This window comes from Bradyrhizobium sp. SZCCT0148 (assembly GCF_018129985.1).
GTDB classification, from domain to species: domain Bacteria; phylum Pseudomonadota; class Alphaproteobacteria; order Rhizobiales; family Xanthobacteraceae; genus Bradyrhizobium; species Bradyrhizobium japonicum_H.
The window spans coordinates 1227850-1254847 of sequence record NZ_JAFCKT010000001.1; the positions used below are offsets into that span (position 1 = coordinate 1227850).

The 26998-nt window shown below is 64.0% G+C and carries 17 protein-coding genes and 1 pseudogene; 10 read left to right on the plus strand and 8 right to left on the minus strand.

The window, feature by feature from the left end; all coding sequences use genetic code 11:
* Positions 1-47: 47 nt before the first annotated feature.
* A complete protein-coding gene (locus JQ580_RS05965; RefSeq protein ID WP_212278742.1) occupies positions 48-1187 on the minus strand; it encodes a cysteine desulfurase family protein in 1140 nt (379 codons plus the stop codon).
* Between the two features lie 54 nt (positions 1188-1241).
* A complete protein-coding gene (locus JQ580_RS05970) occupies positions 1242-2435 on the minus strand; it encodes an acyltransferase family protein (RefSeq protein ID WP_212278743.1) in 1194 nt (397 codons plus the stop codon).
* 176 nt (positions 2436-2611) lie between these two features.
* Between JQ580_RS05970 and JQ580_RS05975 the strand changes: the two genes are divergently transcribed.
* Together JQ580_RS05975 and JQ580_RS05980 are read left to right on the plus strand one after the other, a co-directional pair.
* Complete coding sequence (locus JQ580_RS05975) at positions 2612-3469, plus strand: LytTR family DNA-binding domain-containing protein (RefSeq protein ID WP_249133939.1); 858 nt, start codon at positions 2612-2614, stop codon at positions 3467-3469.
* Positions 3470-3767: 298 nt separating this feature from the next.
* Positions 3768-4415 (plus strand): alpha/beta hydrolase, encoded by a 648-nt coding sequence (locus JQ580_RS05980; protein WP_014495555.1) that lies wholly within the window; start codon positions 3768-3770, stop codon positions 4413-4415.
* Between the two features lie 10 nt (positions 4416-4425).
* On the opposite strand, the gene JQ580_RS05985 is transcribed toward JQ580_RS05980, so the two are convergent.
* The 3 genes from JQ580_RS05985 to JQ580_RS05995 all read right to left on the minus strand — a co-directional run bounded on the left by JQ580_RS05985 (position 4426) and on the right by JQ580_RS05995 (position 6627).
* Entirely contained in the window at positions 4426-4749 is a 324-nt protein-coding gene (locus tag JQ580_RS05985; protein WP_212278745.1) for a DMT family transporter, read from the minus strand.
* A gap of 10 nt (positions 4750-4759) precedes the next feature.
* The gene (locus JQ580_RS05990; RefSeq protein WP_212278746.1) at positions 4760-5437 is read right to left on the minus strand and encodes a glutathione S-transferase family protein; all 678 of its coding nucleotides are present in this window, start codon (positions 5435-5437) and stop codon (positions 4760-4762) included.
* 86 nt (positions 5438-5523) lie between these two features.
* Complete coding sequence (locus JQ580_RS05995; protein ID WP_212278747.1) at positions 5524-6627, minus strand: anhydro-N-acetylmuramic acid kinase; 1104 nt, start codon at positions 6625-6627, stop codon at positions 5524-5526.
* 164 nt (positions 6628-6791) lie between these two features.
* On the opposite strand from JQ580_RS05995, the gene tyrS reads away from it, so the two are divergent.
* The 4 genes from tyrS to JQ580_RS06015 all read left to right on the plus strand — a co-directional run bounded on the left by tyrS (position 6792) and on the right by JQ580_RS06015 (position 12084).
* Complete coding sequence (gene tyrS / locus JQ580_RS06000; RefSeq protein WP_212278748.1) at positions 6792-8045, plus strand: tyrosine--tRNA ligase; 1254 nt, start codon at positions 6792-6794, stop codon at positions 8043-8045.
* 57 nt (positions 8046-8102) lie between these two features.
* Positions 8103-9383: an MFS transporter gene (locus JQ580_RS06005; RefSeq protein ID WP_212278749.1), complete on the plus strand. Its 1281-nt coding sequence runs from the start codon at positions 8103-8105 to the stop codon at positions 9381-9383.
* Between the two features lie 218 nt (positions 9384-9601).
* A complete protein-coding gene (locus JQ580_RS06010) occupies positions 9602-10006 on the plus strand; it encodes a DoxX family protein (protein ID WP_212278750.1) in 405 nt (134 codons plus the stop codon).
* Positions 10007-10389: 383 nt separating this feature from the next.
* Positions 10390-12084, plus strand: coding sequence for a methyl-accepting chemotaxis protein (locus tag JQ580_RS06015; protein WP_212278751.1), 1695 nt, complete (start codon positions 10390-10392; stop codon positions 12082-12084).
* A gap of 151 nt (positions 12085-12235) precedes the next feature.
* Here the strand turns inward: JQ580_RS06015 and JQ580_RS06020 are convergent, their stop codons facing one another.
* Positions 12236-16048 (minus strand): YhdP family protein, encoded by a 3813-nt coding sequence (locus tag JQ580_RS06020; protein ID WP_212279224.1) that lies wholly within the window; start codon positions 16046-16048, stop codon positions 12236-12238.
* Between the two features lie 204 nt (positions 16049-16252).
* Between JQ580_RS06020 and JQ580_RS06025 the strand changes: the two genes are divergently transcribed.
* The 3 genes and pseudogenes from JQ580_RS06025 to katE all read left to right on the plus strand — a co-directional run bounded on the left by JQ580_RS06025 (position 16253) and on the right by katE (position 20619).
* A complete protein-coding gene (locus JQ580_RS06025) occupies positions 16253-16942 on the plus strand; it encodes a peroxiredoxin family protein (protein WP_212278752.1) in 690 nt (229 codons plus the stop codon).
* Positions 16943-17053: 111 nt separating this feature from the next.
* Positions 17054-18406 (plus strand): M23 family metallopeptidase, encoded by a 1353-nt coding sequence (locus JQ580_RS06030; RefSeq protein ID WP_212278753.1) that lies wholly within the window; start codon positions 17054-17056, stop codon positions 18404-18406.
* Positions 18407-18496: 90 nt separating this feature from the next.
* A pseudogene (gene katE, locus JQ580_RS06035) lies at positions 18497-20619 on the plus strand (catalase).
* A 192-nt stretch (positions 20620-20811) separates the two neighbouring features.
* Here katE and JQ580_RS06040 read toward each other — a convergent pair.
* Positions 20812-22044, minus strand: coding sequence for an ABC transporter substrate-binding protein (locus JQ580_RS06040; protein ID WP_212278754.1), 1233 nt, complete (start codon positions 22042-22044; stop codon positions 20812-20814).
* 107 nt (positions 22045-22151) lie between these two features.
* Complete coding sequence (locus tag JQ580_RS06045; RefSeq protein WP_212278755.1) at positions 22152-23063, minus strand: DMT family transporter; 912 nt, start codon at positions 23061-23063, stop codon at positions 22152-22154.
* Between the two features lie 341 nt (positions 23064-23404).
* Here JQ580_RS06045 and JQ580_RS06050 point away from each other — a divergent pair, with 341 nt between their 5' ends.
* A complete protein-coding gene (locus tag JQ580_RS06050; RefSeq protein WP_212278756.1) occupies positions 23405-26992 on the plus strand; it encodes a response regulator in 3588 nt (1195 codons plus the stop codon).
* The last annotated feature ends 6 nt before the right edge of the window (positions 26993-26998 follow it).

The following is a 26998-nucleotide window of genomic DNA, read 5'->3' on the forward strand; positions in this document are numbered from 1 at the left end:
TTGGCGGAAAGCACGGGCTTAGAACCGTTCAAGCCCTGTTTCATCGCCTATCCCTTAAGTAGGGTATTACCGAGCTTTCGCCAAGCCTCTAACGCCCTATTGATGTGATCCGGTTCCGTGGACCAGCCCAGACTGAGGCGGACCGCTCCTTGGGCCACGGCGGGATCGTACCCCATGGCCGATAGCACGTGGGACGGCTGGACCTTGCCTGAGGAACAGGCCGAACCCGAGGAGACTGCGATACCTTCGAGGTCAAAGCCGATCACGGCGGTCTCCGCTTTGAGGCCGGGCGCGGCGAAGAGAACGGTATTCGGCAACCGCTCCACCTCGTCCGCGAAGATGGTTGCGCGGGCAATCGCCCGGATGCCATTTTCCAAGCGATTTCTAAGAGTTGTCAAACGCTCCGCATCTTTCGAAAGAGTCTGAAGCGCAGCCTTCACCGCTGCGCCGAAGCCGGCGATGCCCGCAACATTCTCTGTTCCGGCGCGACGGTTCAGCTCCTGGCCGCCTCCCCGCAGTAACGGCTCCAATCCGATCAACCCCTCCGCCACGACCAGAGCGCCGACCCCCTTGGGGCCGCCGACCTTATGTGCAGAGAAAGTCGCAAGATCCGCACCCACAGCGTTGATATCGAACGGAATTTTCCCGAGCGCCTGGATTGCATCAACGTGCAGCAGGCCGCCGGCCTCGTGGACGATCCGGGCGACTTCCGCGACCGGCTGCAGCGCGCCGGTTTCGTTGTTCGCCGCCATGACGGAAACCAGAGCCGGAGGGCCGTCAGCGAGCAGGCCCCGGAGACGGTCGAGATCGACGACACCGGAGCGCAGCACCGGGATGAGACCGATCTGGTCCGCCGGAAACCGGCCGCCGGCGAGCACCGAAGCATGCTCCACGGCCGAGACCAGCAGCCGTTGAACCGGGCCGCCGGATGATCGCCGCAGGCCAGGCGACAGCGCCATCGCGTTGGCTTCCGTTCCGGCGGAAGTGAAGACGACATTACGCGGCACCGCTCCGACCGCCACGGCAAGGGCCGCCCGGGCGTCCTCAACCAGCCGCCGTGCCTCCCGCCCCTCGGCATGAATCGAGGACGGGTTGCCGACCAAGTCGAAGGCGGCGAGCATCGCGCGGCGAGCCTCGGCGCGCAGCGGCGTGGTCGCATTCCAGTCGAGATAGACCCGGTCAGGCATGGCGCCCTCTTAGCACCTTTTCCCCGCGCGCCAATCGGAGGCTCCCCCGAGGGATCAGGCCGGCTGATTCTGCGCGATCCCGCCAGCGGAATGCGGCGCCATCCGCAGCCCGAATAACGGGCGCAGCCAGCCGATGCGCCGGGCGATCTCGTAGCTGACCAGACAGGTGAGCGCGGTACCCGCAACCACAACGGCGGCCTCGCTGCCGGCAGACAGCCCGCTTCCCCGCAACGCGTGAGCGATCACGATGATCGCGGTCTGATGCACGATATAGAAAGGGAAGATCGCGTCGGTAAGATAGCGACGCACCGGACCATCGGCGGTCAGATGGCGCCGCGCAAAGCCGAGCACCGCCACCATCGCGATCCACTGATAGCAGCCATAGGCCGAGCCGGCCAACCATCGCAGCATCGGCGACCGCGGCAGCAAGCCGGCATAGATGAGAATAAAGACGGTGAAGCAGACCGCTGCGAGCAGCAACGCTGCCCACCGCTGCCTCTCGATATTGCTCCAGACGCCGCCCTCGCGTGCGAGCAGGAAGCCTATCAGGAATGAGGTCGCGTAGTCGGCATGGTTGTACCAGTCGCCGAACAGCGCGTGCGTGGATGGGAAGATCGGCCACAAGAACAGCCGCCAGGCTGCGAACAGTATGCACGGCCGCACGATGAGCCAACGGCCGGTGAGCGCGACCGCCAGCCTCTTGCCGATCCAATCCGCAGCCGCCGGCCACACCAATAGCACGCCAGCCAGCGCCAGCGTGTAGACCCAGAGATAGACCACGAACCAGAGATGGTTCCAGGTTGGCTGCACGATGCACGGGCTTGGACAAAACTGTGCGCTGAACGACAGATAGTGCTGGAGATAATAATCGGCGAAACCTGCGGGATAGCCCAGGCTCTCGACAATCTGCAGATACGACTGTGGCGGCACGATCACGAGCATGCCGAAGGCCAGAGGCACCAGCAGCCGGACCGACCGGGCCCGGGCAAAGGCGGCGAGCCGATACTTGCCCAGCATGATGCGGCTGGCGACACCGGAAACCAGGAACAGCAGCGACAGCCGCCAGGGGTTGAGCAGCAGCATCACGGGCTCGAGCCAGGTCAGTCGGTGCTCGCTCTTGATGTGAAAGCCCCACGACACGTAGAGCATGCCGACATGGTAGAAGATCAGAAGCCCGAACGCTAAAATCCGCACCCAATCCAGATCGACGCGTCGTTCCGGGTTTGATGCTTGCTGTGGTGTTGACATGGGTTTCTGCTCCTTGACGGGACGACATCAGCGGTTTTGGCGCCATGGCTGACCGCCAAAATGCTCCGGAAGCGGAGTTCGTCGAGACGTCTTGGGATCGGAACCGGGCGCCCGGGGACGAGGCGTCGTCTTCGGGGACGAGCGGTGGGGCTCGCGGGATCAGCGGCGACTGGGCCTTGTTCGCTGCGATCGCCGCCATCGCCTTCGCCAGCGGCATCGTCAATGCGCTCTCCGGCGCCCAGGACGCCGCCTGGCGCGGTGACGGCTATGACATCGGCCGGCGCATATTCTGGGAGATGACCAGCATCCTCGTCATCCTCGTCCTGGTGCCCGGCTTGATCCTGTCGGTTCGGCGCATGCGCCGGACGACAAATTTGGCGGCGACAATCGGAATCGGTGCGGCCGCCCTGCTCGGCTTCTCGGCCCTGCACATCGCCGGCATGGTGGGCTTGCGGAAGTCCGTGCTCTGGCTGGCGGGCAGTGCTTACGACTTCCACTTCTCGATGGCGTCGGTTCTGTACGAGTTTCGGAAGGACGCGGTGACCGCATTGCTGATCGGGGCAACGCTTTGGCTGATCGACAGCCGCCGCGAACTGCGCAAGGCTGTACGAGAAGCCCAGGCCAGGCCACTCGCCCCGCAGGAGCAACCATCTCCCGATCTGATCTGGCTCCGCGACGGCAGCAGCCGCATCCGCGTTGCACCTCGTGATATTCTGTGGGTCGCCTCCGCCGGCAATTACATCGAGTACAGCCTTGCCGACGGCACGCAGCACCTGATCCGGGGGACGCTTGCCGCGACCGAAAGCGAGCTCGCCCGCTTCACCATCGCGCGGATTCACCGGACCCGGCTGGCCAATCTCGACCGGGTCAGCGCCGTCGACTTCAAGCCGTCAGGGGATTTCGAGCTCACCTTCGACAATGGCAAGACGCTGGTCGGCAGCCGCCGCTACCGGTCCGCCGTTGCCTCGCTCGGAAGCCGCGGTGCGCCCGCCGAAATCGGTGCCGGTTCGGGCAATCCCGCTAAACCATTGTGATTTCAAATAATTGCCAAGGCCGGGCAAGATCCTCGGCCTGCGCGATTCCAGCCGTGTCACGCGCCCCCTCAAAAGGGCTAAGGCCTTGAGCGGATTGGCAGATGTCGAAGATGCTTGCTTTTTGACCCTGAGCCTATGTTAGAACCCGCACCGTCAAGTCACCGCGCGCCTCCAGCGCATCACCGCAAGGCGCGCCTTCTCACCCTTCATTCGCGCTTCCGTCGGCATCCGCCGATGAAGCCACAATCGGTTGATTGCCGAGGAACGTCGCTCCAGCAAATCAATCAAGAGATCATCGATGCCTGAAGTTATTTTCACTGGCCCTGCCGGCCGTCTCGAAGGCCGCTATCACCCGGCCAAGCAGAAGAACGCGCCGATCGCGATGATCCTGCATCCGCATCCGCAGTTTCACGGCACGATGAACCATCAGATCGTGTACCAGTGCTACTACGCGTTCGCGCATCGCGGCTTCTCGGTGCTGCGCTTCAATTTCCGCGGCGTCGGCCGCAGCCAGGGCTCGTTCGACCACGGCACCGGCGAATTGTCGGATGCGGCCGCAGCGCTCGACTGGGCGCAGACCATCAATCCCGAAGCGCGCGCCTGCTGGGTTGCCGGCTTCTCCTTCGGCGCCTGGATCGGCATGCAGCTGTTGATGCGCCGCCCCGAGGTCGAGGGCTTCATCTCGATCGCGCCGCCGGCCAATCTCTACGACTTCTCGTTCCTTGCACCCTGCCCGTCCTCGGGCCTGATCGTGCATGGCGAGAAAGACGCGGTGGTGCCGCCCAAGGACGTCAATACGCTGGTCGAGAAGCTGAAGACGCAGAAGGGCATCGTGATCGACCAGCAGGTCATCCCCGGCGCCAATCACTTCTTCGACGCCAAGCTCGAGCCGCTGATGGAAACCATCACGGCCTATCTCGACATGCGCCTCGCCAACGTGCGCTGACGCTCGCAGCTCAAGCCAGCTTGAGCGCAGCGATTCCCAACAGCACGAGCGCGATGCCCGCAAGTTTCATCGCGCTCAGGGTCTCGCCGAACAGCACGACGCCCATGATGAACGCGCCGGCCGCGCCGATGCCGGTCCACACCGAATAGGCGACGCCGACCTCCAGCACCTTCAAGGCGCGCCCGAGCAGGACAACGAAGGCGGCGAGCAGCACGAGCGACGCGATGCTCCAGCCGGGCCGCGTGTAGCCCTCCGCATATTTCATCGAAATCGCCCAGCCGACATCAAGCACGCCGGCAATGATGAGCATGAGCCAGGCCAGCGATGGCGACATCGCAGCGCGCTCAGGCTGCGAGCTTGAGCAGATGCGCGTCGTGACGCACGAGGAAAGCGCGAAGCAATTGCGGATAGTCGGCGCCGACGGCGGCGCGCACGCTCGGGCGCTTGGCAAGTTCAGCCCGCCACGCACGCACCTTGGGTATATCCTTGAAGATGCCGAGTTCGGTCAGTTCGTCGAACACATCGAAATAGCGGAAGATGGGCGCGAACACCGCATCGACCAGACTGAATTCATCGCCGGCGAAATACGGCCCCGCGCCCAGCGCCCCGTCGACACGCGCGAATTTCGCGGCGAGCGCCTGCCGCTTGCTTTCGAAGGTCGCCGGATCCGTCGTGGTCTCCAGGCCCCAGAGATCGCCGAGGATCGCCGAGCCGAACTCCATCCAGGCGCGATGCCCGGCGCGCTTCAAGGCATCCGCCGGATGCAGCTTGAGGCCCGCCTGCGTCTCCTCGATGTATTCACAGATCACGTTGCTCTCGAACAGCGCGACCTCGCCCCTCTCAGTCGTCACCACCAGCACCGGCACCTTGCCGAGCGGCGAGAGCTGCAAGAACCAGTCCGGCTTGTTGGCGAGATCGATGTCGATCCGCTCGAACGGCACGCCCTTTTCCTCTAGCGCGATCACCGCACGCTGCACGTAAGGGCAAAGCTTGTGGCTGATGAGTTTCAGTGACGCAGTCATGGCGAATATCCCGGCGGTTGAATGCAGCTGCATCCAATATAGATGCATTTGCATGCACTCGTCAAGATCAATGCAGCTGCATCAATTCAGGGCCGCGCGATCACCCCGCCCGTCATCGGCATCGGCACCCCCGTCGTGGACGGATAGGACAATGGCAGGCCCTTCAGGCCGCGGGCCGCGAGGAAGCCGAAGGCCTGGGCCTCGATCGCATCGGACGCCCAGCCGAGCGTCTCGGCGGCCTCGACCGTGGCCGTTCCCACCCGCTCCCGCAGCATCCTGAGCATGGTGAGGTTGCGCGCGCCGCCGCCACAGACGATCCAGCTCCGCGGCCGCCGTGGCAACAACGGGATGATGCGGGCGATCGCCGCCGCGGTGAAAGCGGTGAGTGTCGCCGCGCCGTCGGCCGGCGCGACATCGCCGAGCTTGAGCGCCGCAAAGTCGTTGCGATCCAGCGATTTCGGCGGAGGCAGCGCAAAGAACGGCAACTCCAGCGCGCGGGCAATCCAGGCCTCATCGACCTTTCCGAGCGCCGCGAACTTTCCTTCCGCATCGAACGCCTGGTTCATGGTGCGGTACATGAAATCGTCCAGCAGCGCGTTGCCAGGCCCGGTGTCGCAGGCGATCAGCGCCTCGTTGCCGTCGATATAGGTGATGTTGGAGACGCCGCCGATATTGACGACGACGATCGGACCCTCGCGATCCAGCGAGTTGGCGAGCGCGCGGTGGTAGACCGGTACGAACGGCGCCCCCTGCCCGCCGGCCTCGACGTCGGCGGCACGGAAATCATGCATCACGGGAATATGGATCGCTTTCGCCAGCGAGGCAGCGTCACCGATCTGCACCGTCAGCCGCCGTTCGGGGCGATGAAGGACGGTCTGGCCGTGGAAGCCGACGATGTCGATGTCCTCCGCCTTCATGCGGTTCTGGGCGAAGAATGCGGCGACCGCCTCGGCATGGGCCCGCGTCACCGCGCGCTCGGCCTCGGCGAGGATGCCCGGCCGGGCATCACGTTGCGCCAGGTGCACGGCCTCGCTCAGCGCCTGACGCAGCAGATTGCGCTCCGCCGGGCCGTAGGCCCGGTAGCCGGACGGCCCGAACGCCTTCACCTGCTTTCCATCGGTTTCGATCAGCGCGACATCTACCCCGTCCAGCGAGGTGCCGCTCATCAAACCGAGTGCCGTCAACATCATGGGATCAGCGCCCTCAAACACCCCTCCAGCATGCCGATCTTGTGCCAGAGGGACACATCTTATAATGCCACAGCGCCAAGTGGCGGGCAGCAATCGGGTTCCGACGGTAGACCCTTAAATTGCGCCCAAAACAGTAAACCAAGAATTTCTGGGCATGCCGACAGATGACTGCACTTAAATCGGATTTCCTCAATACCCTGCAGGAACGTGGTTTCATCCACCAATGCTCCGATTTCGAGGGGCTGGACGCGCTCGCCGCCAAGGGTGAAGCGACCGCCTATGTCGGCTACGATTGCACCGCCCGCTCGCTGCATATCGGAAACTACCTGACCATGATGATGCTGCACTGGCTGCAGCAGTCCGGCAACAAGCCGATCACGCTGATGGGCGGCGGCACCACCATGGTGGGCGATCCCTCCGGCAAGGACGAGACGCGCGCGATGCGCACCGTCGCCGAGATCGAGGCCAACAAGGAATCGATCCGCGGCGTGTTCGCAAAGGTGCTGCGCTATGGCGAGGGCAAGAGCGACGCCATCATGCTCGACAACGCGGAGTGGCTGACCAGGCTGAACTGGATCGAGATGCTGCGCGACGTCGGCCGGCACTTCTCGGTCAACCGCATGCTGACCATGGACTCCGTGCGGCTGCGCCTCGAGCGCGAGCAGGAGATGAGCTTCATCGAGTTCAACTACATGGTCTGCCAGGCCTACGACTTCGTCGAGCTTGCCAAGCGCACCGGCTGCAAATTGCAGATGGGCGGCTCGGACCAGTGGGGCAACATCATCATGGGCGTCGATCTCGGCCGCCGCATGGGCACGCACCAGCTGTTCGCGCTGACGACGCCGCTGCTGACGACGGCATCGGGCGCCAAGATGGGCAAGACGGCACAAGGCGCAGTCTGGCTCAACGCCGACGCGTTCTCGCCATATGATTTCTGGCAGTACTGGCGCAACACCGAGGATGCCGACGTCGGCAAGTTCCTGAAGCTGTTCACGACGCTGCCGATGGCCGAGATCAGGAAGCTCGAGGCGCTCGGCGGCTCCGAGATCAACGAGGCCAAGAAGGTGCTCGCCACCGAAGCGACCGCGCTGCTGCACGGCCGCGACGCCGCGAGCGAGGCGGCGGAGACTGCGCGCCGCACCTTCGAGGAAGGCGCGCTGGCCGAAACCCTGCCGACCGTGGAAATTGCGCGCGGCGAGTTGGACGCCGGCCTCGGCGTGCTCAACGCGTTCGTGAAGGCGGGCCTCGTTGCCTCCAACGGCGAAGCGAGGCGCCAGATCAAGGGCGGCGGCCTTCGCGTCAACGACGAGCCGGTCACCGACGAGAAGATGGCGCTCTCGGCAAACAATCTGACGCCCGAGGGCGTGATCAAGCTGTCCTTCGGCAAGAAGAAGCACGTCCTGATCAAGCCTGCATAGGCGTATGAGCTTTTCGCTGCTTGTCAGGGCGCGCGGATGCGCGCTCCCTGACGGGCAATGGATCAGAACACGCCCAGGGAAACGGCCAAGGCAACGCCTGTTGGAGCGACCACGGAACCTGAGCGCCCGCAGCAAGCTGCGGTGCGCACCGCACTCGTCGTGCTCGCGCTGTGCTTCATGCTGGCGGTCCTGGGCCGAGGCCTCAGCGAGAGCTTCACCGTTTTTCTCAAACCGATCTCCGAAAATTTCGGCTGGGACCGCGCGCAGGTCGTTTCGATCTATTCACTGACCTGGCTGATCAGCGGGTTGACCGCGCCGCTGGTGGGGCGGCTGTTCGATCATTCCGGACCGCGCATCGTCTACGCGCTCGGTCTTTTCCTGCTTGGTGCGGCCTTCCTGGTCGCAAGCCAGGCGCAGGCGCTGTGGCAATTCCAGCTTTCAATCGGACTGTGCGTGGGCATCGGCGTCGCCTTCATCGGCAATGTGCCGAACTCGATGCTGCTCGGCCGCTGGTTCGGTCCAAGGCTGCCGACCGCAATGGCGGTGGTCTATTCCGCGATGGGCGGCGGCGTGTTGGCCTTGCTGCCGGCCTCGCAGCTGCTGATCGACCATCTCGGCTGGCGTGAGACCTACCAGCTGTTCGGCCTCGCCGCGCTCGGCTTGCTGGTGCCGCTGCTCTTGCTGCCGTGGCGGATGTTTTCCGCCGGCTCGCCGCATGTCGCCAAGAGGAGCGATCCTGATTTCATCGATCACGGCTGGACGCTCCCAAGCGCCATGCGTCACCACGCGTTCTGGGCGCTGTTCTCGACCTTCTTCTTCACCGCCGTCGGCATGTATGCCATCGCCGCGCAGATCGTGGCCTATCTGATCGATGCCGGCTTTCCACCGCTGCAGGCTGCCACCGCCTGGGGCTTTTCCGGCGTCGTGCTGGTGTTCGGCATGCTTGGCGTGTCCGCGCTCGACGGCCTGATCGGGCGCCGGCCGTCGGTGCTGCTGAGCTACGCGATCTCGATCGTCGGCATCGTTTTGCTTTGGCTGCTTCAGTACTATCCGAACATCATCCTGCTCACCGGCTTCGTCGTCTGCTTCGGCAGCATGATGGGCTCGCGCGGCCCGCTGATCACGGCAACCGCGATGAAGATCTTTCGCGGGAAGCGCGTCGGCACGATATTCGGCACCATCTCGATCGGCAGCGGCCTCGGCTCCGCCTTCGGCTCATGGAGCGGCGGCCTCATCCACGATTTTACCCATGGCTACAACCTGCTGCTCGTATTCGCACTTGCAAGCGTGATCCTCGGAATGATTCCATTCCTGATCGTGCCCGCCTTGCGGGAATAGGTCTCCCCAACGTAACCTGCATCCCTCGGTGTCACCGGGAAACTACGGATGATCTCCAGACAACCTACGCAAAAAAATCCGGCGCGGGCGGCGTGAACGGGCGAGCTGCGGTGTTTTGTCCGACATGACAAAAATGTCAGCGCAAATTGACGCGGGGTCGCTTGCGGGGTTGACCTGAATACGGTCCTAGTCGGGCATTGGATGGAGGGCAAAAACCAATGGACTTTCCTTATCTCACTCGCTTTCAACCGGTTCTCTTGAGCCTGTTTCGCTTCATCACCGGATTGCTGCTGTTCCAGTACGGCGTCGCAAAGATCTTCAAATTCCCGGTGCTCCCCTACTTCGCCAACATCCCGCCGCTGATCTGGACGGCAGGCGCGCTCGAACTCGTGCTCGGCGCGCTGCTGATGCTCGGCCTGTTCACCCGCCTCACCGCATTCATCCTTTCAGGCGAAATGGCCTTCGCCTACTTCATGGGCCACATGCTCAAGGGCGAAACGCCGGTGTTCCTGCCGCTGCTCAATGGCGGCACTGCTGCGATCCTGTTCTGCTTCGCCTGCCTCTATCTGTCGGCCGCGGGCGGCGGCTCGGTCAGCGCCGATGCGGCGATGGGCAAGGACTAGCGGCACGTTCGCGCGGCGCCAAGGCGCTCGCGAGTTGACCTGAAAGCAAGACGGTACCGGCGGGTCTGCCGGTGCCGTCTCAGCGCGCCCCCAGCACGTTCCAGATCAGAACGAGGGCCGCCACGAGCAGCACGGCCATGACAAGGCGGTGACCGATTCGGTTCATTGCCGCTCCGATAGCGCTCGATCAGCAACATAGTCCGGCTGCTTTATCCTCCCGCAAGAATGCGGGCAAACGGCGATGCATGGCGTTCTGCCTGCACGCTTGCGCATCAGGCTGCAAAGCGTCCTTCGCGCGGCCGGCCGACCCAGGCCTACATTCATGATTGGTAAGAACTTCATGCTACCCATGCGAGCAATAACAACCATTCCGTAGGGCTGTGATGAAGCTGTTGAGCCATCTGACGATCCGCACCAAGCTTGCCAGCATGGTCTGCCTTGCGGCTCTCACGGTCACGGCCATCATCGGCGTATCGTCCGTCCTCAGCAAGAGCCGCATGATGGAGGACCGGGTCCAGCAGATGCGGACTGCGGTGGAGCTGCTCTACAATTACGCACAATCGCTTCAGGACGAGGTGACTGCCGGCAAGCTGACGCAGGCCGACGCCAAGGCCCAATTCCACCAGCGTGGCCGCCGTATGAACTTCAACGGCAACCAGGGCTACCCCGTGGTCTACAACGCCGACACCTCCATCCTGGTGAATGGCGCCAACCAGCAGCTGGAAGGCAAGATCACCGGAGCCAAGGACTCCAACGGCGTCCTGATCGCCGACGCCATCATCAAGGCCGGCAGCGACACCGCGCAGGGCGGCGTGACCTCCTATCTCTATCCCCGCCCCGGCCAGACCGAACCCGTGCGCAAGACGGTGTTCGCGCGCAAATTCGCCCCCTGGAATGCGACCATCAGCTACGGCCTCTATGTCGACGACATCGACGCCGACGTGCGCGCCCTGACGCTGGAGCTCGCCGCGGTCGGCATCGGCCTGATGCTGCTGATGGCGATGCTGTCCTGGCTGATCGCCCGCGACGTGCTCAGCGCACTCGACCGCCAGAAGAACCGCATGCAGGAGATCTCCGCAGGCGCCATCGACAAGCCGGTCGAGGAGACCGATCGCGGCGACGAGATCGGCCGCATGGCCGAGACGCTCGAAGTGCTCAGGCAGACCGCGCTGACCGCGCGAAACCTGGAAGCCGAACAGGTCGCCACCAAGACCCGGACCGAGCAGGAGAAGCGCGACGCGCTGATCGCGCTTGCCGACCGCTTCGATGCCTCCGTCGGCCAGCTCGTCGGCCTGATGGCGTCCGGCTCCGGCGAGCTCGAGACCACCGCCAAGTCGATGTCGTCCACCGCCGAAGGCACCAACCGCCGCGCCGCCGTGGTCGGTACCGCCGCGACCGAAGCCAGCCAGCGCGTCCAGACCGTCGCGGCCGCCGCTGAAGAACTCTCCTCCTCCATCACCGAGATCAGCCGCCAGGTCGCGCAATCCGCCGAAGTGACCGGCCGCGCCGTGGACAGCGCCCGCCGCACCGACACCATCGTGCGCGCTCTCTCTGACGGCGCCCAGCAGATCGAGCACGTCGCCGAGTTGATCTCCAGCATCGCCGCCCAGACCAACCTGCTCGCGCTCAACGCCACCATCGAGGCCGCACGCGCCGGCGAAGCCGGCCGTGGCTTTGCCGTCGTCGCTTCGGAGGTGAAGTCGCTCGCAAGCCAGACCGCCGAAGCCACCCGTGAGATCGGCGACAAGATTGCGCAGATCCAGGGCGCGACCAAGGAGGCCGTGGATGCCATCGGCGGCATCACCGCCACCATCGAGGAGGTCAGCCGCATCGCCACCTCGATCGGCGCCGCCATCGAGGAGCAAGGCGCCGCCACCGCCGAGATCGCCCGCAGCGTCTCGCAGACCGCGGAAGCCACCAAGGAAGTCACCACCAATATCGGCGGCGTCTCGACCGCCGCGAACGAGACCGGCAATGCCGCGGGCATGGTGCTGGCCGCAGCCAGCAACCTCTCCAAGCAGGCCGAACAGCTCTCCGGCGAAGTCGGGACGTTCCTCGCCGGCGTGCGCGCGGCGTAGGCTGCGCCCGCCTCTTGGCGCTTGGCGCAAAGCGGCGCCACGTCCGTCGTGGCCGGGCTTGTCCCGGCCATCCACGTTCTCCGCGCTTACAGACAAAACGTGAATGCCCGGGACAAGCCCGGGCATGACGGCCTCTTCAACAGCCCTGCGCTTAACGCCGCGTCACGGTGCAGCCGCTCGAGAGCTGGCGCGTCGACCCGGTCGAGCCGTCATTCGACTGCGAGGGGAATTCCTCGAACGGCGAGTTCTGCTTCCCGGTGTTGAACTCGAAGATCTTGCGGAACAGGCCCGGGGCCATCGCCGAGATCGGATTGACGCGCATCACGGGTGCCGACGGCGTGCCGACGACCTCATAGGTCACGCCGATCAAGCCTTCATTGTTGCCGCCGCCGAGGAAGATGCCGAACAGCGGGATCTGGCCGAAGATGTTGTTGACGCCATACATCGGCACGAAGGTGCCGCTCATGCAGACCTGGTTGCCGGGATAGTCGATCGAGCCCTCGATGGTCGCGCCGATCATGGGACCCTTGACCACGCCGTCGCGGACCGTCAGCGCGCCGTTCTGCCGCGTGAATTCGGCACGAAGCGCACTGAACGAGACCCCGCTGCTGCCGCCGTTCGGCGCGCCGGCGGCAACGCGTTCGAGTTGCGCCTCGCCCTTCACCGTGAAGTCGCGGACATTGATGAGGCCCTCGCGCGAGGTGTTCGGCTCGGACGTCGGCGGCTCCATCGCCACCACCATCTGGCCGCCGACGGCCTTGGTATAGGTGTCGGTGAACCGCAGCAGCGCGCCGGCATCATTGGTCTGGAGGTAAATCACCTCGCGGCTGCCCTGCGCACGTCCGCCGCGCAGATCGGCCGCCACCGGCGTGTCCTTGCCGATCTTGCCGCTCAGCGTGAACGCCTTGATGGCACCATTGCGTTTCGACATCTTGGCATCGACGCTGCGCATTGCCTCGCCATTGAAGCCGGCTACGGCGCCAAGCTTCACGTCGATGTCGAAATCGACGTTCTTCATCTTGTTGTTCTTGTCGTCCTTGGAATTGCCCGAGATCGCCGATTTCAGGAAGCCGCGGCCGTCGAACACGTCGCCACGCATGGTGCCCTTGACCACGCCGTCCTGGCTGCGCTCCACCTTCAGCGAGGCCTTGTCTCCATCCGACGGCGAATAGGTCGGGAAGTTCGCATTCATGAGGTCGCCGTTCGCGTCGACTTCGAGGGAGCCCTTGATCGAGGCGCCACCGCCTTCGATGACGATGTCTTCCAGACGTGTCGATTGCGCCGTCGGCACGACCTTGAAGCTGGCCTTGCCGGACTTGCCGGGCAGCTTGACCCAGCCCGGCAGGATGTTGTCGAGCTTGACCGGGGTCAAGTCGGCCTCGACGCCGAGCTTGGTGGTCTGCTCTGGCCCGCCGGCGATCTTGCCTGAAAGCTTGATCGGCAACGAACCGCTGACGGCGGGGCCGAGATCGAATCCCAGGCGCGCCCGGCTCGCATCGTCCAGCGTCGCCTGCAGCCTTACATCCGCGTCACCCTCGGCGGGCTTGCGATAGTCGAGGGAGGCCGCCTGACCGTTGATCTTGACGTCGCCCTTGACCTGATAGCCCTGGTTGCTTGCAACGATCTTGAGAGTGTTGGCCTCCAGCTTCTGGTTCATCACCAGCTTGTCGGCGGCAAAACCGTTGAGATCGGCGGTGACGGTGTAGGTGGTGTCCGCCTTGGTCAGCTCGCCCTTGACCGGGAGGCCGAGCTGGATGTTCGCCGTGAACGTCCCCTTGCTGGTGTTGGGATCGATGACGGTCGACGACAGGTCGCTCAGCCGATCATTCGAGAGCATCTCGGCGGCAGCAGGCACGGGTCCGTCGACGCGAAACCTGGTCCGCGACGGCGACGGCTTCGGCGCCATGTCGGGCACCTCGAAAACGAAATCGGAAATCGTGACCTTGCGGCCGGCGGGCGTATCGGCAATGCCCTGTCCGATGGTCACGGTCGCGGTCCGGCCGGTCACGCGCGCCTTCATATCGGCATCGTGCACAACAGGCATGCCGTCCACCGGACGGACCGCGACGCCGCTCGCCACGATGTTGACGGAGAGGCCGTCGTCGGGAATGGGCGGGCCCTTGCGCGGAAGGTTCTTCGTCGGCGAATTGACGCCGATCTCGATGCGCTGGAGCGTACCGCGCTCGATCCGCTCGATCACCCATTCGCGCAACTCGGGAACGACCAGCGTCGGCCACATCCGCTTCAGCGCGGAGGCCGACATCGGCGTTCCCGCAAAGCCCAGCGTCAGCCGCGGCTCGCCGGAATAATCGATGGCACCGGTGCCGGCGACGCCGATCTCGCCATTGCTGATGTCGGCCTGCGTCAGCAGAAGGCGCTTGTGATCGGTGTCGAAGCGGAAGCCGACGGCGATGCGGTTGAAGACGAGCGGCGGCTCGTTGTCGATGCCGCCCAGCAGGATCGAACCGCCGCTGAACCCGAGCTGCCAGTCATTGACGGTGCCGTTGGGCGGCTCGAGATGGGCCAGGAGCGTCAGACGGTTCGCGCCCGACAGGATCTTGAATGGGGCCACCAGCACCCGCCGATTGGCGTCCCACTCGACGTTGATCTCGGCCTGGTCGATCGCCATCGGATAGTCTGGCGTGTCGGTGTCGATGATATTGCCGGCGCCGACCGCGATCTTGCCGCGGAAGAAGGTCGGCACGCCGTCACGGCCGAGCTCGCCCTTGAGCTCGCCCGTCAGCGGCAGGTCGGCCGTGTAGGTGAGATCCTTGACCCGCAGCGCCAGGAGGATGTTGGAGGTCGAGACCTTGTCGGCCTTGATGTCGACCGAGCGCACGCCGTTCTCGGCCGGACCGATCGTTGCGCGCAGCATCCAGGGGCGCGCGCCTTCTTCGCCCAGGCTGAGCGTGACGCCACCGCGGCTCGGCCGGCGCAGGCTCAGCGTGATGTTCTCAAACGACCATTTGCTGCCGCGCTGCTGATCGTCGACGATCAGATTGCCGTTCTTCAGGCCGATCTCGTTGAGGTTCTGGCCGTCGAGGCCGGTCATGCTCAGACTGTCGAGCCAGTCGAGGCCCTGAAGGATGCCGCTCTGCGCCGTCGCCTGAGGCGAGCCTTGAGGGACGGCCTGGGATGGATCCTGGCTCCCAGGCGCCGTGGCGAATGGCGGCGGCGGGACGCCATTGCGCGGGAATGTCGGCGGCAGGCCCGCGTCCTTCTTCGAGGCAACGCCGGTTGCGAGCGGCTTTGCGGTATCGCCGGCGGACACGGTGACGGTGCCGTCGGGCGCAATGCGGATGGCGAGCTCGGCATCGACCAAATTGAGACTTTCGGCGCGCAGGTGCCCCATCAAGAGGCCCGCACCCGACAGTTTGACTTCGGCTTTCGGCGCGCTGGCGACGACGGCATGATCGCGATCGCGGACGATGATGTCCCGGATGCGGACGGCGATGCGGACCCGGCCGGCACGCTCGATCTGGGTGCCTCCGATCTCGACCGTGTTGCCGTGGCCGATATTGTCCTCGATGGCGGCCGCCAGCCATGGCGTTGCGATATCGAGATTGATGGGGCCGGCACCGAGTCGCCACCACAGCGCCCCGAAGCAGCCGACGAAGACGACGGCGAGGGTCGCGACGACGAGCGCGACCCGTTTCAGCCAGCGATCGGCGGCCAGCCAGCGCCGCACCCCGCCGAACCCGCTACCGAAGCGATGAAAGCCCGAATTGGAACGCGACAGCAGCCGGCGCGCGCGATGGCCCGCGGCCGCCTCCTGATCCGGATCCCAATCGGCGTCGTCCCATTCCTGCGGCTGTTGCTGAACGCCGCGCCGATCGAAGTCCGGATTGTAATCCTGGGGCGACCTGTTCCTTGCCATTGCCTCTCGATACAGGCGCCCGTCAGAGGATTGAGCGCCGCCGGGACCGCAGCCGTCCACGGGAAGCGAAGCTCCCTGCGCCGGCATTGCCGCCATACCTCGAATATTCCTGCTGTTCGTCATTTCGCCCCGGGAGCGCGTTCAACGAGCAGTGGGGTGGTGCGTGGAATTCCTTGTAACCATACTCCGGCGCCGCCAGACTTGCCCAGCCGAGGGCGCGATTCCGGCATGCCGGACGAGAGCTGCAATACCGGTTCGGTTGACCCGCCGAAAGCGTCGAAAGGAAGGCGTATGTCCCAGAAATCCCGAAAGAAATCGTCCAAAACGCCCTCCGGCAGTCCGACGGCTAAAAAGAAGGCCCTCAAGACCCGGGCCTCAACGCCGGCCAAATCCGCGAAACCACCGCGGACACGGGCGAGCAAATCAGCCGGGACCTTAGCAAAATCAGGATCACATGGCGCCGCATCGAAACAGTTAAATTCGTCCAAATCGGCGTCCCCGCCCGCAAAGGCCAAGTCCGGCCTGGCCGAGGGCCAGAAAGCCCCCGCCTTCCGCCTGCCCCGCGACGGCGGTGACGTCGTCACATTGGCGGACTATGCCGGCCGAAAGCTCGTGCTGTTCTTCTACCCCCGCGCCGATACCCCGGGATGCACCCGGGAAGCGATCGACTTCACCCGCCTGGCCAGCGCCTTCGCCGCTGCCGGCACCGCCGTGCTGGGCGTTTCCGCCGATCCGTTAAAGACCCAGGAGAAATTCCGAGACAAGCATAAGCTCGGCATCCCCCTGCTCTCGGACGAGACCCAACAGATGCTGGAAGCCTATGGCGCCTGGGGCGAAAAATCGATGTACGGCAAGAGCTTCCTGGGAATTCTTCGCACCACGATATTGATCGGGGCCGATGGCAAGCTAGCCAGGATCTGGCGCAACGTGCGGGTCGACGGCCATGCCGACGAGGTGTTGGAAGCGGCAAGAAGTCTTTAACCAGTCCATTGAATTCGCGCGCTTCCGTTTCCGGAAAATTAACCATGACCGGCCCAGATTGCTGCGGCAATTAAGGCCGTACGGACTCATCCGACCGGCGCGGGAGTGCCGATGTCGAAAAGTTCTGCCCAATATTCGCAGTACCCCCAACATCATCCCCACGACCACGGACGGGCCTTCCAACGCCGCCCCGCCCCTGCGGCAGCTGCAGCGATTCCCCTCCCCGCGACCGACGACGCCTACACCATCGTCCATGCCGGTAAGCAGGTCCGCTTCGGGCCCGTGGTGTTCTGGATCGTGGTCGGCACGGTCGTGCTGCTTGGTCTCTGGTCGGCGGCAACCGCCACCTATTTCGCGTTCCGTGACGACGTCCTGACCCGGCTGATCGCCCGCCAGGCCGAGATGCAATACGCCTACGAAGACCGCATTGCGGAGCTACGCGCCAAGGTCGACCGAACCACCAGCCGCCAGCTGCTCGATCAGGAACAGTTCGATCAGAAACTCGACCAGATCATGAAGCGCCAGACGGCGCTGGAGTCCCGGGCCACGGCGCTCGGGTCCATGCCCGATGTAACCGGCTCGATTCCACGTGCGACGCCTCAGCGCGGCGATTCGAGCCAGAGCACGCCGAAGCCATCGCCGATCAGCGACACCGTCATCTTCGTAGCGCCGCCGGACCGTGAGGCGCGGCTGGAGTCGCGCGCTCCGGCTGTCGCGGCGCCCCCGACCAACCAGTTCGCCAAGAATCAGGGTTTCGACAACGTTCTGGTCCGGCTCACGACCTCGCTCGACCAGGTCGAGCGGCGCCAGATGGCGGCGCTCAGCGCCGTCGAGGAAGGCATGGATTCACGGATGCGCCGGATGCGCGGCGTCGTCAGCGATCTCGGCCTGAATCTCGCCAATCTCGAAGCCGCCGTGCCGCGCACCGCGATGGGTGGGCCGTTCGTCCCGGTGAAACTGACAGCCAACGCCGGACCGTTCGAGAAGCAGCTCTCCCGCATCAACACCACGCGCGCCGAGATGGACCGTCTCAATCGCACGCTGGCGCTGGTGCCATACCGCAAGCCCGTGATCGGAGAGGTCGAATTCACCTCCGGCTTCGGCGTTCGCAGCGATCCCTTCCTCGGCCGGCCCGCGATGCATACCGGGCTCGATTTCCGCGCCGCCAGCGGCGATCCGGTTCGTGTCACCGCCAACGGCAAGGTGGTGTCCGCCGGCTGGTCCGGCGGTTACGGCCGCATGGTCGAGGTCGACCATGGCAACGGGTTGTCGACTCGCTACGGCCATCTCTCCGAGATCAACGTCAAGGTCGGCGAGATCGTGAAGATCGGCCAGGTCGTCGGTCTGGTCGGGTCGACCGGCCGCTCCACCGGTCCGCATCTGCACTATGAGACCCGCATCGAGGGCGAAGCGGTCGATCCGCAAAAATTCCTGCGCGCCGGCGTGCGTCTCAGCGCGGGCTGACCTGATGCGTCAAGCGGCTGCCTTCGACTAGGAACGGAACCTCCGCAGGCGGCTTTAAGGACTCCATGGGCGCCCCGGGAGATCCTGACGATGGCAAAGACGACGAAATCGACTCGCGTAACCGCGAGGACGGTAACCATCCACGACCAAAAGCTGGAACGCGGCGAAGGCGGCGAACTTCATCAGACCGCAAGCGGCAAGGCGAGCGTCCTCACCACGGCCCAGGGCGGCCCGGTGTCCGACGACCAGAACTCGCTGAAAGTGGGGCCCCGCGGGCCAACCTTGCTCGAGGACTTTCATTTCCGAGAGAAGATTTTCCACTTCGACCACGAACGCATTCCCGAGCGGGTCGTGCATGCACGCGGCTACGCGGCGCATGGGTTCTTCGAAACCTACAAATCGCTCGCGAAATACACCAAGGCCGACCTGTTCCAGCGCGCGGGGGAAAAGACCCCAGCCTTCGTACGATTTTCAACCGTTGCCGGAAGCAAGGGCTCGGTCGACCTCGCCCGGGACGTGCGGGGCTTTGCGGTCAAGCTCTATACGCAGGAAGGCAATTGGGACATCGTCGGCAACAACATCCCTGTCTTCTTCATTCAGGACGCCATCAAGTTTCCAGACCTGATCCACGCCGTGAAGGAAGAGCCGGACAGCGCATTTCCCCAGGCCCAATCGGCGCATGACAATTTCTGGGACTTCATAAGCCTCACCCCCGAAAGCATGCACATGGTCATGTGGGTGATGTCCGACCGCGCCATCCCACGCTCGTTTCGCTTCATGGAAGGGTTCGGCGTTCATACGTTCCGGCTGGTCAATACCAAGAACGAATCCACCTTCGTCAAATTCCACTGGAAACCGAAGCTCGGCCTGCAATCGGTCGTGTGGAACGAAGCGGTCAAGATCAACGGCGCCGATCCCGACTTCCACCGTCGCGATCTCTGGACTGCGATCAAGACCGGCAATTTCCCCGAATGGGAGCTGCAGCTTCAGCTGTTCGATCAGGACTTTGCCGATAAATTCGAGTTCGACGTGCTCGATCCGACCAAGATCATTCCCGAGGAAATTCTGCCGCCCGTCCCGGTCGGACGGCTGGTGCTCGATCGGATGCCGGATAACTTCTTTGCGGAGACCGAACAGGTCGCCTTCATGACCCAGAATGTTCCACCTGGGATCGACTTCTCCAACGATCCCCTGCTCCAGGGGCGCAATTTCTCGTACCTCGACACGCAGCTGAAGCGGCTGGGTAGCCCCAATTTCACTCACATCCCGATCAATGCGCCCAAATGCCCGTTCGCTCATTTTCAGCAGGACGGACACATGGCGATGCGCAATCCGATCGGTCGCGTCAATTACCAGCCGAACTCCTTCGGTGAAGGACCAAGAGAGTCGCCACAACGCGGTTTCACGCCGTTCCCCGAGGTGGTGGAAGGCGAAAAGCGCCGTCTGCGTGCTGAAAGCTTCGCCGACCACTACAGCCAGGCCCGCCAGTTCTTCATCAGTCAGACGGCAGGCGAGCAGTCGCACATTGCCGCAGCCCTGACGTTCGAGCTCAGCAAGGTGAAAATTCCGGCGATCCGGGAGCGTATGGTCTCGCATCTCCTCAACATCGACGAGACACTGGCAAGCAAGGTCGCAGACAACTCGGCCTGCAGAAGATGCCGAAACCTGCCGATGCAGCCCTGCCCACGCGTCAGGATCTCGATCCTTCCCCAGCCCTGAGCATCGTGGAAAACGGTCCGGAGCGCTTCGAGGGGCGCAAGCTCGGTATCCTCGTCACCGACGGTTCGGACGCAGGCATCCTTAAGGCGCTCAAGGCTGCCCTGGACAAGGCCGGGGCGACCTTCGAGATCATTGCGCCCAAGGTGACGGGCGCCAAAGCCAGCGACGGCAGCTGGATCGACGCCGATCAGATGATCGACGGCGGACCGTCCGTTCTCTACGACGCGGTCGCGCTGCTGCCGGCTGCGGATGCGATGGGCGATCTGCTGCTGGAATCCTCGGCACGCGATTTCCTCGCCGACGCGTTCGCGCATTGCAAGTTCATCGGCTACGTGGATGCGGCGCTGCCGCTGTTCGAAAAAGCGGGCATTGCCTCCGACGATTTCGACGAAGGCTGCATCTCGATCGCAAGCGCGAAAGCGGCCAAATCGTTCGTGGACGGCCTCGCCAAATTGCGGGTCTGGGAACGTGAGCCTCACGTCAAGATGCCCTGAGCAAGGAAGCCGAGGCGCGCTAACGTGCGCCTCGGTTCTACTCAGCGGGCCGGGCGCCCATCCCGCCGCGAGGAGTTCAGAAGCCGCCACCACCCGTGCCGCGCTGCTGAACTCATCTGGTCGATTTCAACGAGGATGGATGTCTGTGCTCGGCGTCGCGACGGCGCGGTGCTGAAGCGCATCCGGCCCTGACTACTGGCCGCGTTCGTGGCCGACCTCGCCGGTAATGACGTCGCCGAACAGCTCCCAGGCCTGTCCGTTGAAACGCATCAGCTGCATCTGCTCGATCGGGAAGTAGTCGTCGGCCGAGGTGTTGACCATGATGCCGGGCAGCATCAGGTCGGTGTGAAAGTTCTTCAGGCTGGTGGCTTGCTTCATCGCGTTCTCGCGCGTGAGGTTGTCGCCGCACTGCTTCAGCACCTGCGCCATCGCCTCGGCCTGCACATAGCCATAGAGGTTGTTGGCATTGGTCTTGTCGCCATCGGGATAATATTTGTCCATGAATTCGCGCCACTTCACCACGGCCGGATCCTTGTCCCAGGTCGGATCGGTCGGGTCCTTGAGGTAGGCGGTCGAGATGATGTCCTTGGCATAGTCGAGCCCGGCAGGCTTCAGCACCGAGGCGATGGATGTCGCCGTGTTGGCGAGGAAGAATTTCGGCTTCCAACCGAGCTCGCCGACCTTCCGGATCGCCTGCGCCGAGCCCTTCGGCGCCGCCCACGAGAAGAAGATGTCGGCGCCCGAATCGTGCAAGGCGACGATCTGGGAATCGATCGAGGGATCGCTGACCTCATAGGACTTGTCGGCGATGATCATGTTGACCTTGTCGCCGAGCCCATCCTTCAAGCCCTTGAACTGGTCCTTGCCGGCGTCGTCATTCTGCCAGAGCACCGCGATCTTGCTGTTCGGAAACTTGTCACGGATATACTTCGCGTAGATTCGCCCCTCGCTCTGGTAGTTCGGCTGGAAGCCCATCGTCCACGGGAAGTTCTTGGGGTCGCCGAACTTTGTGCCGCCGGAGGCGACAAAGAGCTGCGGCACCTTCTTGGCGTTCATGTATTTCATGATCGCGGAGTTCGAGGGCGTGCCGAGCGGCTGGAAAATCAAGAGGACCTCATCGCTCTCGACCAGCTTGCGCGCCTGCTCGATCGCCTTCGGCGGCGAGTAGGCATCGTCGTAGCTGATGAAATTGATCTTGCGGCCGTTGATGCCGCCCTGGTCGTTAATCATCCTGAAGAAGGCGGCCTCGGTCTTGCCGATCACGCCATAGGACGACGCCGGCCCGCTATAGGGCATGATGTTGCCGATCTTGATTTCGGTGTCGGTGGCTCCGGGATCGTATTTCTTCTGCGCCGAGGCCGGTGTCGTGACGAGCACGCCGGCAAGAATGGCGAAGGCAGCAAGGTTTTCGCGACGGCCCGGCATCGGTCTCTCCCCTGTTTTGTAGTCTTGTTTTGCCGGGAGTGTCGCAAGGCCGTTCGCGGCTGGCAAGCGCTTCGATTTTCCGCGCGGTGAAACGGCGAATCCGGAACCTACGTGACGCGCCGCAGCACATTGAGAATGCGTCCATCGATCACGAGCAGCGCGCTGCCGATGACGATGGCACCAGCGATCTCGCGTATCGAGATCGGCTCACCCAGCACCAGCCATCCCAGCAGGATGGCGGTGACGGGAATGAGCAGCGTCACCAGCATGACGTTGGCCGCACCGGCGCGCCGTATGATCTGAAAGAAGACGATGTAGGCGAGCGCCGTCGACAGGCCCGCGAGGCCAAGCACCGCGAGCCAGATCGTCAGGCCCGGCACCGGAAGACGCCAGGGCTGCTCCACCACGCCGGCGACGATCGCCATCATGACCGTCGACGCCATCAGCTGAAACGTCGCCGTGCCGAGCGGAGCTGCGTCCTTCAGCATACGCCGCGCTGCCAGCGCCGCAAAACCGTAGCTGAGCGCGCCGCCAAGGCAGAGCAGGATGCCGAGCCCCTGCCCCGGGCTCGTCTCGAGGCCCCATCCGCGCAGGACGATCACGCCGGCAAGGCCGAGTGCCACGCCGGCAACGCGCCGCATCTGCAAGGCCTCCTCACCTGCCGCGGCCATCACCATGACCGTAAAGAGCGGCGTGGTCGCATTCAGGATCGACGCCAGTCCGCTCGGGATGAAGGTCTGGCCGATCACGATCAACGAGAACGGAATGACATTGTTGAGCAGCCCGATCACGATGAACGGCGTCCAGTCTGACATGCTCCTGGGAAAGCCGATCCCCTGCATGCGCAACAGCGGCAGGAGAATGGCCGCACCGAGCGCGACGCGCAGGAATACCAGCGTCAGCGGTGACAATTCCCGCAAGGCCGCGCCGTTGAAGAAGAACGAGCCGCCCCAGAGGATCGAGAGGAGCGCGAGCAGCGACCAGTCTCGCGCGTGGATCCTGTTGTCGATCGGGGTCATGGGCTCTCACATCGGCGGTCGAGCCCGCTGGCCTAGGACCATTCAGCGAACAGCGCCACCCGATTTCCGATGAATGCCGGTTTGCGAAACCGATGCCGGCATATAATCGGGCGATGAGTTTGTCCCGCGAGATGCTGGCCGGCTAGGGCGTGTTCTCGGGACCGATTGGCCCGGACGCAGCGCCGTCTTCGGTGCGCTTGGCGCCATGCTCCAAACAAAAGGAACTCGAAATCGGGCCGAGAGTTAACTCCGGTTACAGTCTCGCCGGAAAGTCTGACGATCTGCCGAGCATTCCATTTTTCTGCATATAGCTAAGTATCCCGAATCCTGCGCGGAAAGTCATGGTCGATTTTCAAAAGGTCTTCGAGAGCTCCCCTGCTCCGTTTCTCGTTCTTGGCGCTGACGAAACCTTCCCGATCCTGGCCGCAAGCGACGCCTACCTCCGAGCAACGTACACCGACCGCGAGGCGATCGTGGGGCGCCGCCTGTTCGAGGTCTTTCCGGACAGTCCCGACGACCCTTCGGCGACCGGCATACTCAACCTGCGCGCGTCCCTGAAACGGGTTCTCACCGAGCGCCGACAGGATGCGATGGCCGTGCAGAAGTACGGCGTCCGCCGGCCGGACGGTGTCTTCGAGGAGCGCTACTGGTCGCCCTTGAATGCTCCGGTGATCGGCTCCGATGGCCGGATGCAATACATCATCCACCGCGTCGAAGACGTCACTGACATCACCCGTGGCGACCGCACGACCGCCGCGGCGGACGAGGCGATGCGGCTGGACATCATGCTGCGGGCGCAAGAACTGCAGGAAGCCAACCGGCAACTGCGGGAGGCTACGGAGCAATTCCAGGCGGTCTACGATCAGGGCCTGTTCGCCGCGCGTCTCCGCTTGGACGGAACGGTGCTCGACATCAACCGGTCGGCCCTTGAGGTGTGCGGCTTCAAGCGTGCAGACGTACTCGACCGGCCGTTCTGGGAATGCGGCTGGTGGAATCGCTCGCCGGACGTGATGGCGTGGGTCCGCAGCGCGGTTGAGCAGGCCATCGCCGGTGAACCATTCCGCGGAATGTCCCTTTATTTCTGGGGCGACGGCTCGGAACATATCGTCGACTTCGCCTGCATGCCGGTTCGCGACGCGTCCGGACGCGTGTCCGTCGTGGTGCCGACGGGAATGGACGTCACCGAGCGAGTCAGGGCCGAACAGAACCAGCGGGAACTGGAAACCGAGCGCAGACGCGCGGAAGCGCTCGCCGAGATTGATCGCGGCAAGACGGCGTTCTTCTCCAACATCAGTCACGAATTCCGGACGCCTCTGACATTGATGCTGGGCTCGCTCGAGGAGATGAAGCGCCAGGCCGCCGACGCGACGATTCCGGCAGCGTATCTCGATCAGATGGATCTGGTCCACCGGAACGGCCTGCGGCTACTCAAGTTGGTCAATACCTTACTCGACTTTTCGCGGATCGAGGCGGAGCGCGTTCAGGCCGTCTATGAGCCGACCAACCTGGCAGAGACGACCGCGCATCTCGCCAGCGAATTTCGTTCTGCGATCGAGAAGGCGGGCCTGGCCCTGGCCGTGGATTGCCCACCGATTGCGGAAGCCGCTTTCGTCGACCGCGAGATGTGGGAGAAGATCGTCCTCAATCTCCTCTCAAACGCGTTCAAGTTTACGCTCGACGGCAGGATCGAGGTCTCGCTGCGACGCGAACGTAGTGGCTTTGAGCTCGTCGTCGCCGATACTGGAACGGGCATCCCGCCCGCTGAACTGCCCCGGTTGTTCGAGCGCTTCCATCGGGTGGAAGGCGCAAAGGGAAGGACATATGAAGGCTCGGGCATCGGGCTCGCGCTGGTCAAGGAGCTTGCCCGACTGCATGGCGGCGACGTGACCGTCGATAGCGAGTTGGGCAAGGGCAGCACATTCAGGGTGATGATACCTGCGGGATCGGCGCATCTGCCGCAGACGCAGATCGGTGGTGTCCGCACACAGGCATCGACGGGCCTCAGCGCTCAACCCTTCATCGAGGAAGCGTTGCGTTGGCTGCCCGATGCCTTCCCGGTACCGGAGGACATCATCGAGGTCGCGCTGCCCGTGGACCGGACCGAGGTGCCGGACGCGCAGCGTCCGCTCGTCCTGCTGGCGGACGACAACGCCGACATGCGTGAGTACCTGACGCGCATCCTGCGCGAACAGTATCACGTCGAGGCGGTACCGGACGGCGAGGCCGCACTGAAGTTCATTGCGCAAAAGTTGCCTGATCTCCTGCTCAGCGACGTGATGATGCCACGCGTAGACGGGATGGAATTGCTGAGACGTCTGCGCGCCGACCAGCGCACCCGGTCCTTACCCGTGGTTCTGTTGTCCGCGCGCGCGGGCGAGCAGACCAAGGTCGACGCCCTCGGCGCCGGCGCGGATGACTACATCGTGAAGCCGTTCACCGCTCGCGAACTGGTGGCACGCGTCGACGCGCATCTGAAGATCGCGCGCGTGCGCGGCGAGGTTATGGAAAGTCTACGCCAAAGCGAGGAACGCTACCGCGCGTTCGTGACCGCGACCTCGGACATCGTTTATCGCATGAGCCCGGATTGGAGCGTCATGCACAATCTCAAGGGCAAGGATTCGATCCACGACACGGATGATCCGAGCGCTACCTGGCTCCAGACCTACATCCATCCGGACGAACAGCCGGAGGTCATGTCCGCCATCGGCGAAGCGATCCGGACGAAGACTCCATTCGAATACGAACACCAGGTCAGGCAGATCGATGGCACACTCGCCTGGGTGCAGTCACGCGCCGTGCCGGTATTCGATGCAGCCGGTGAGATCGTTGAGTGGTTCGGGTCGGCCCGTGATGTCAGCGAGCGCAGACGGCACGACGAGACGCAGCGTCTGCTGGTCAGCGAGCTCAGCCATCGCGTCAAGAACATGCTGGCCGTCGTACAGGCGATCGCTCAACAAACGCTCAGGCGCGCGAAAGACCCGACCGAGTTCGCGGCGAGTTTCGGCGGGCGCATCCAGTCGCTTTCGAGCATGCACGGGCTTCTGAGCCAATCGGGCTGGCAGCACGCGGATCTCCAGGAGATCGTGCGCGATCAGCTTGCGGCGCACGAAGCGTCCCGCATCCTCACCTCTGGTCCGCCGGTGCAGCTTGAGCCGCAGGTCGCGCTTCATCTCGCGCTCATGCTGCACGAACTGGGCACCAATTCGGTCAAGTATGGTGCTCTGTCTCGGTCGGAGGGGGCCGTGAGTGTCGATTGGTCGGTCAACGACAACAAGCTCAGGCTGGAATGGCGCGAGCGCGGCGGACCGCCGGTCAAGTCTCCGCTCAAACGCGGCTTCGGCACGACCCTGATCGAGCAGACTGCGAAAAGCGAGGGCGGAATCTCGCACATGATTGCGGAAGCGGACGGTCTCCGCTGGGAAATCGTGATGCCGCTCACCGTGGGGAGGTTCGCGGGCGCAGAGGAGCGCAGGCCCGTCGCGCCGAACTCCTTGGGACCGCGAAGCGTTCGTCAGTCCGCGCCGGCCGAGCCGCTCAGTGGCAAGCGGTTCTTGATCGTCGAGGACGAGCCACTGATCGCGCTCGACATCGTATCGGGCCTGGAAAGCGTCGGCGTAATCGTCGAAGGACCGGTTGGTTCGGTCAAGGAGGCTCTTCGCGCGGTCGAGCAAGGCTCGTTCGATGCCGCGTTGCTCGACGGCAATTTGCGAGGAGAGGCCGTCGACGAAATCGCTGCGGCGTTGACGCGTCGGCAAACTCCCTTCACGTTCGTGACGGGATACGGCCGCCAGGCCTTGCCGGAAAGCTTCGCCCAAGCAACGGTGCTGACGAAGCCTTTCACGCAGGAGCAACTGCTGCAAACCGCCTCTCGCCTCATCGATGGAAAACCGTCGGGACTGCACCTGCACAGGGATCGCGACCATCATTGATCGCCA

Bases quoted from the DNA above. Each gene is read 5' to 3' on its own strand.
- JQ580_RS06015 (WP_212278751.1), top strand. From the start codon at position 10,390: ATGAAGCTGTTGAGCCATCTGACGATCCGCACCAAGCTTGCCAGCATG.
- JQ580_RS05980 (WP_014495555.1), top strand. From the start codon at position 3,768: ATGCCTGAAGTTATTTTCACTGGCCCTGCCGGCCGTCTCGAAGGCCGC.
- JQ580_RS06040 (WP_212278754.1), bottom strand. From the start codon at position 22,044: ATGCCGGGCCGTCGCGAAAACCTTGCTGCCTTCGCCATTCTTGCCGGC.
- JQ580_RS06020 (WP_212279224.1), bottom strand. From the start codon at position 16,048: ATGCCGGCGCAGGGAGCTTCGCTTCCCGTGGACGGCTGCGGTCCCGGC.
- JQ580_RS06050 (WP_212278756.1), top strand. From the start codon at position 23,405: ATGGTCGATTTTCAAAAGGTCTTCGAGAGCTCCCCTGCTCCGTTTCTC.
- tyrS (WP_212278748.1), top strand. From the start codon at position 6,792: ATGACTGCACTTAAATCGGATTTCCTCAATACCCTGCAGGAACGTGGT.
- JQ580_RS06010 (WP_212278750.1), top strand. From the start codon at position 9,602: ATGGACTTTCCTTATCTCACTCGCTTTCAACCGGTTCTCTTGAGCCTG.
- JQ580_RS06025 (WP_212278752.1), top strand. From the start codon at position 16,253: ATGTCCCAGAAATCCCGAAAGAAATCGTCCAAAACGCCCTCCGGCAGT.
- JQ580_RS05990 (WP_212278746.1), bottom strand. From the start codon at position 5,437: ATGACTGCGTCACTGAAACTCATCAGCCACAAGCTTTGCCCTTACGTG.
- JQ580_RS05965 (WP_212278742.1), bottom strand. From the start codon at position 1,187: ATGCCTGACCGGGTCTATCTCGACTGGAATGCGACCACGCCGCTGCGC.
- JQ580_RS06005 (WP_212278749.1), top strand. From the start codon at position 8,103: ATGGATCAGAACACGCCCAGGGAAACGGCCAAGGCAACGCCTGTTGGA.
- JQ580_RS05970 (WP_212278743.1), bottom strand. From the start codon at position 2,435: ATGTCAACACCACAGCAAGCATCAAACCCGGAACGACGCGTCGATCTG.
- JQ580_RS06030 (WP_212278753.1), top strand. From the start codon at position 17,054: ATGTCGAAAAGTTCTGCCCAATATTCGCAGTACCCCCAACATCATCCC.
- JQ580_RS06045 (WP_212278755.1), bottom strand. From the start codon at position 23,063: ATGACCCCGATCGACAACAGGATCCACGCGCGAGACTGGTCGCTGCTC.
- JQ580_RS05985 (WP_212278745.1), bottom strand. From the start codon at position 4,749: ATGTCGCCATCGCTGGCCTGGCTCATGCTCATCATTGCCGGCGTGCTT.
- JQ580_RS05995 (WP_212278747.1), bottom strand. From the start codon at position 6,627: ATGATGTTGACGGCACTCGGTTTGATGAGCGGCACCTCGCTGGACGGG.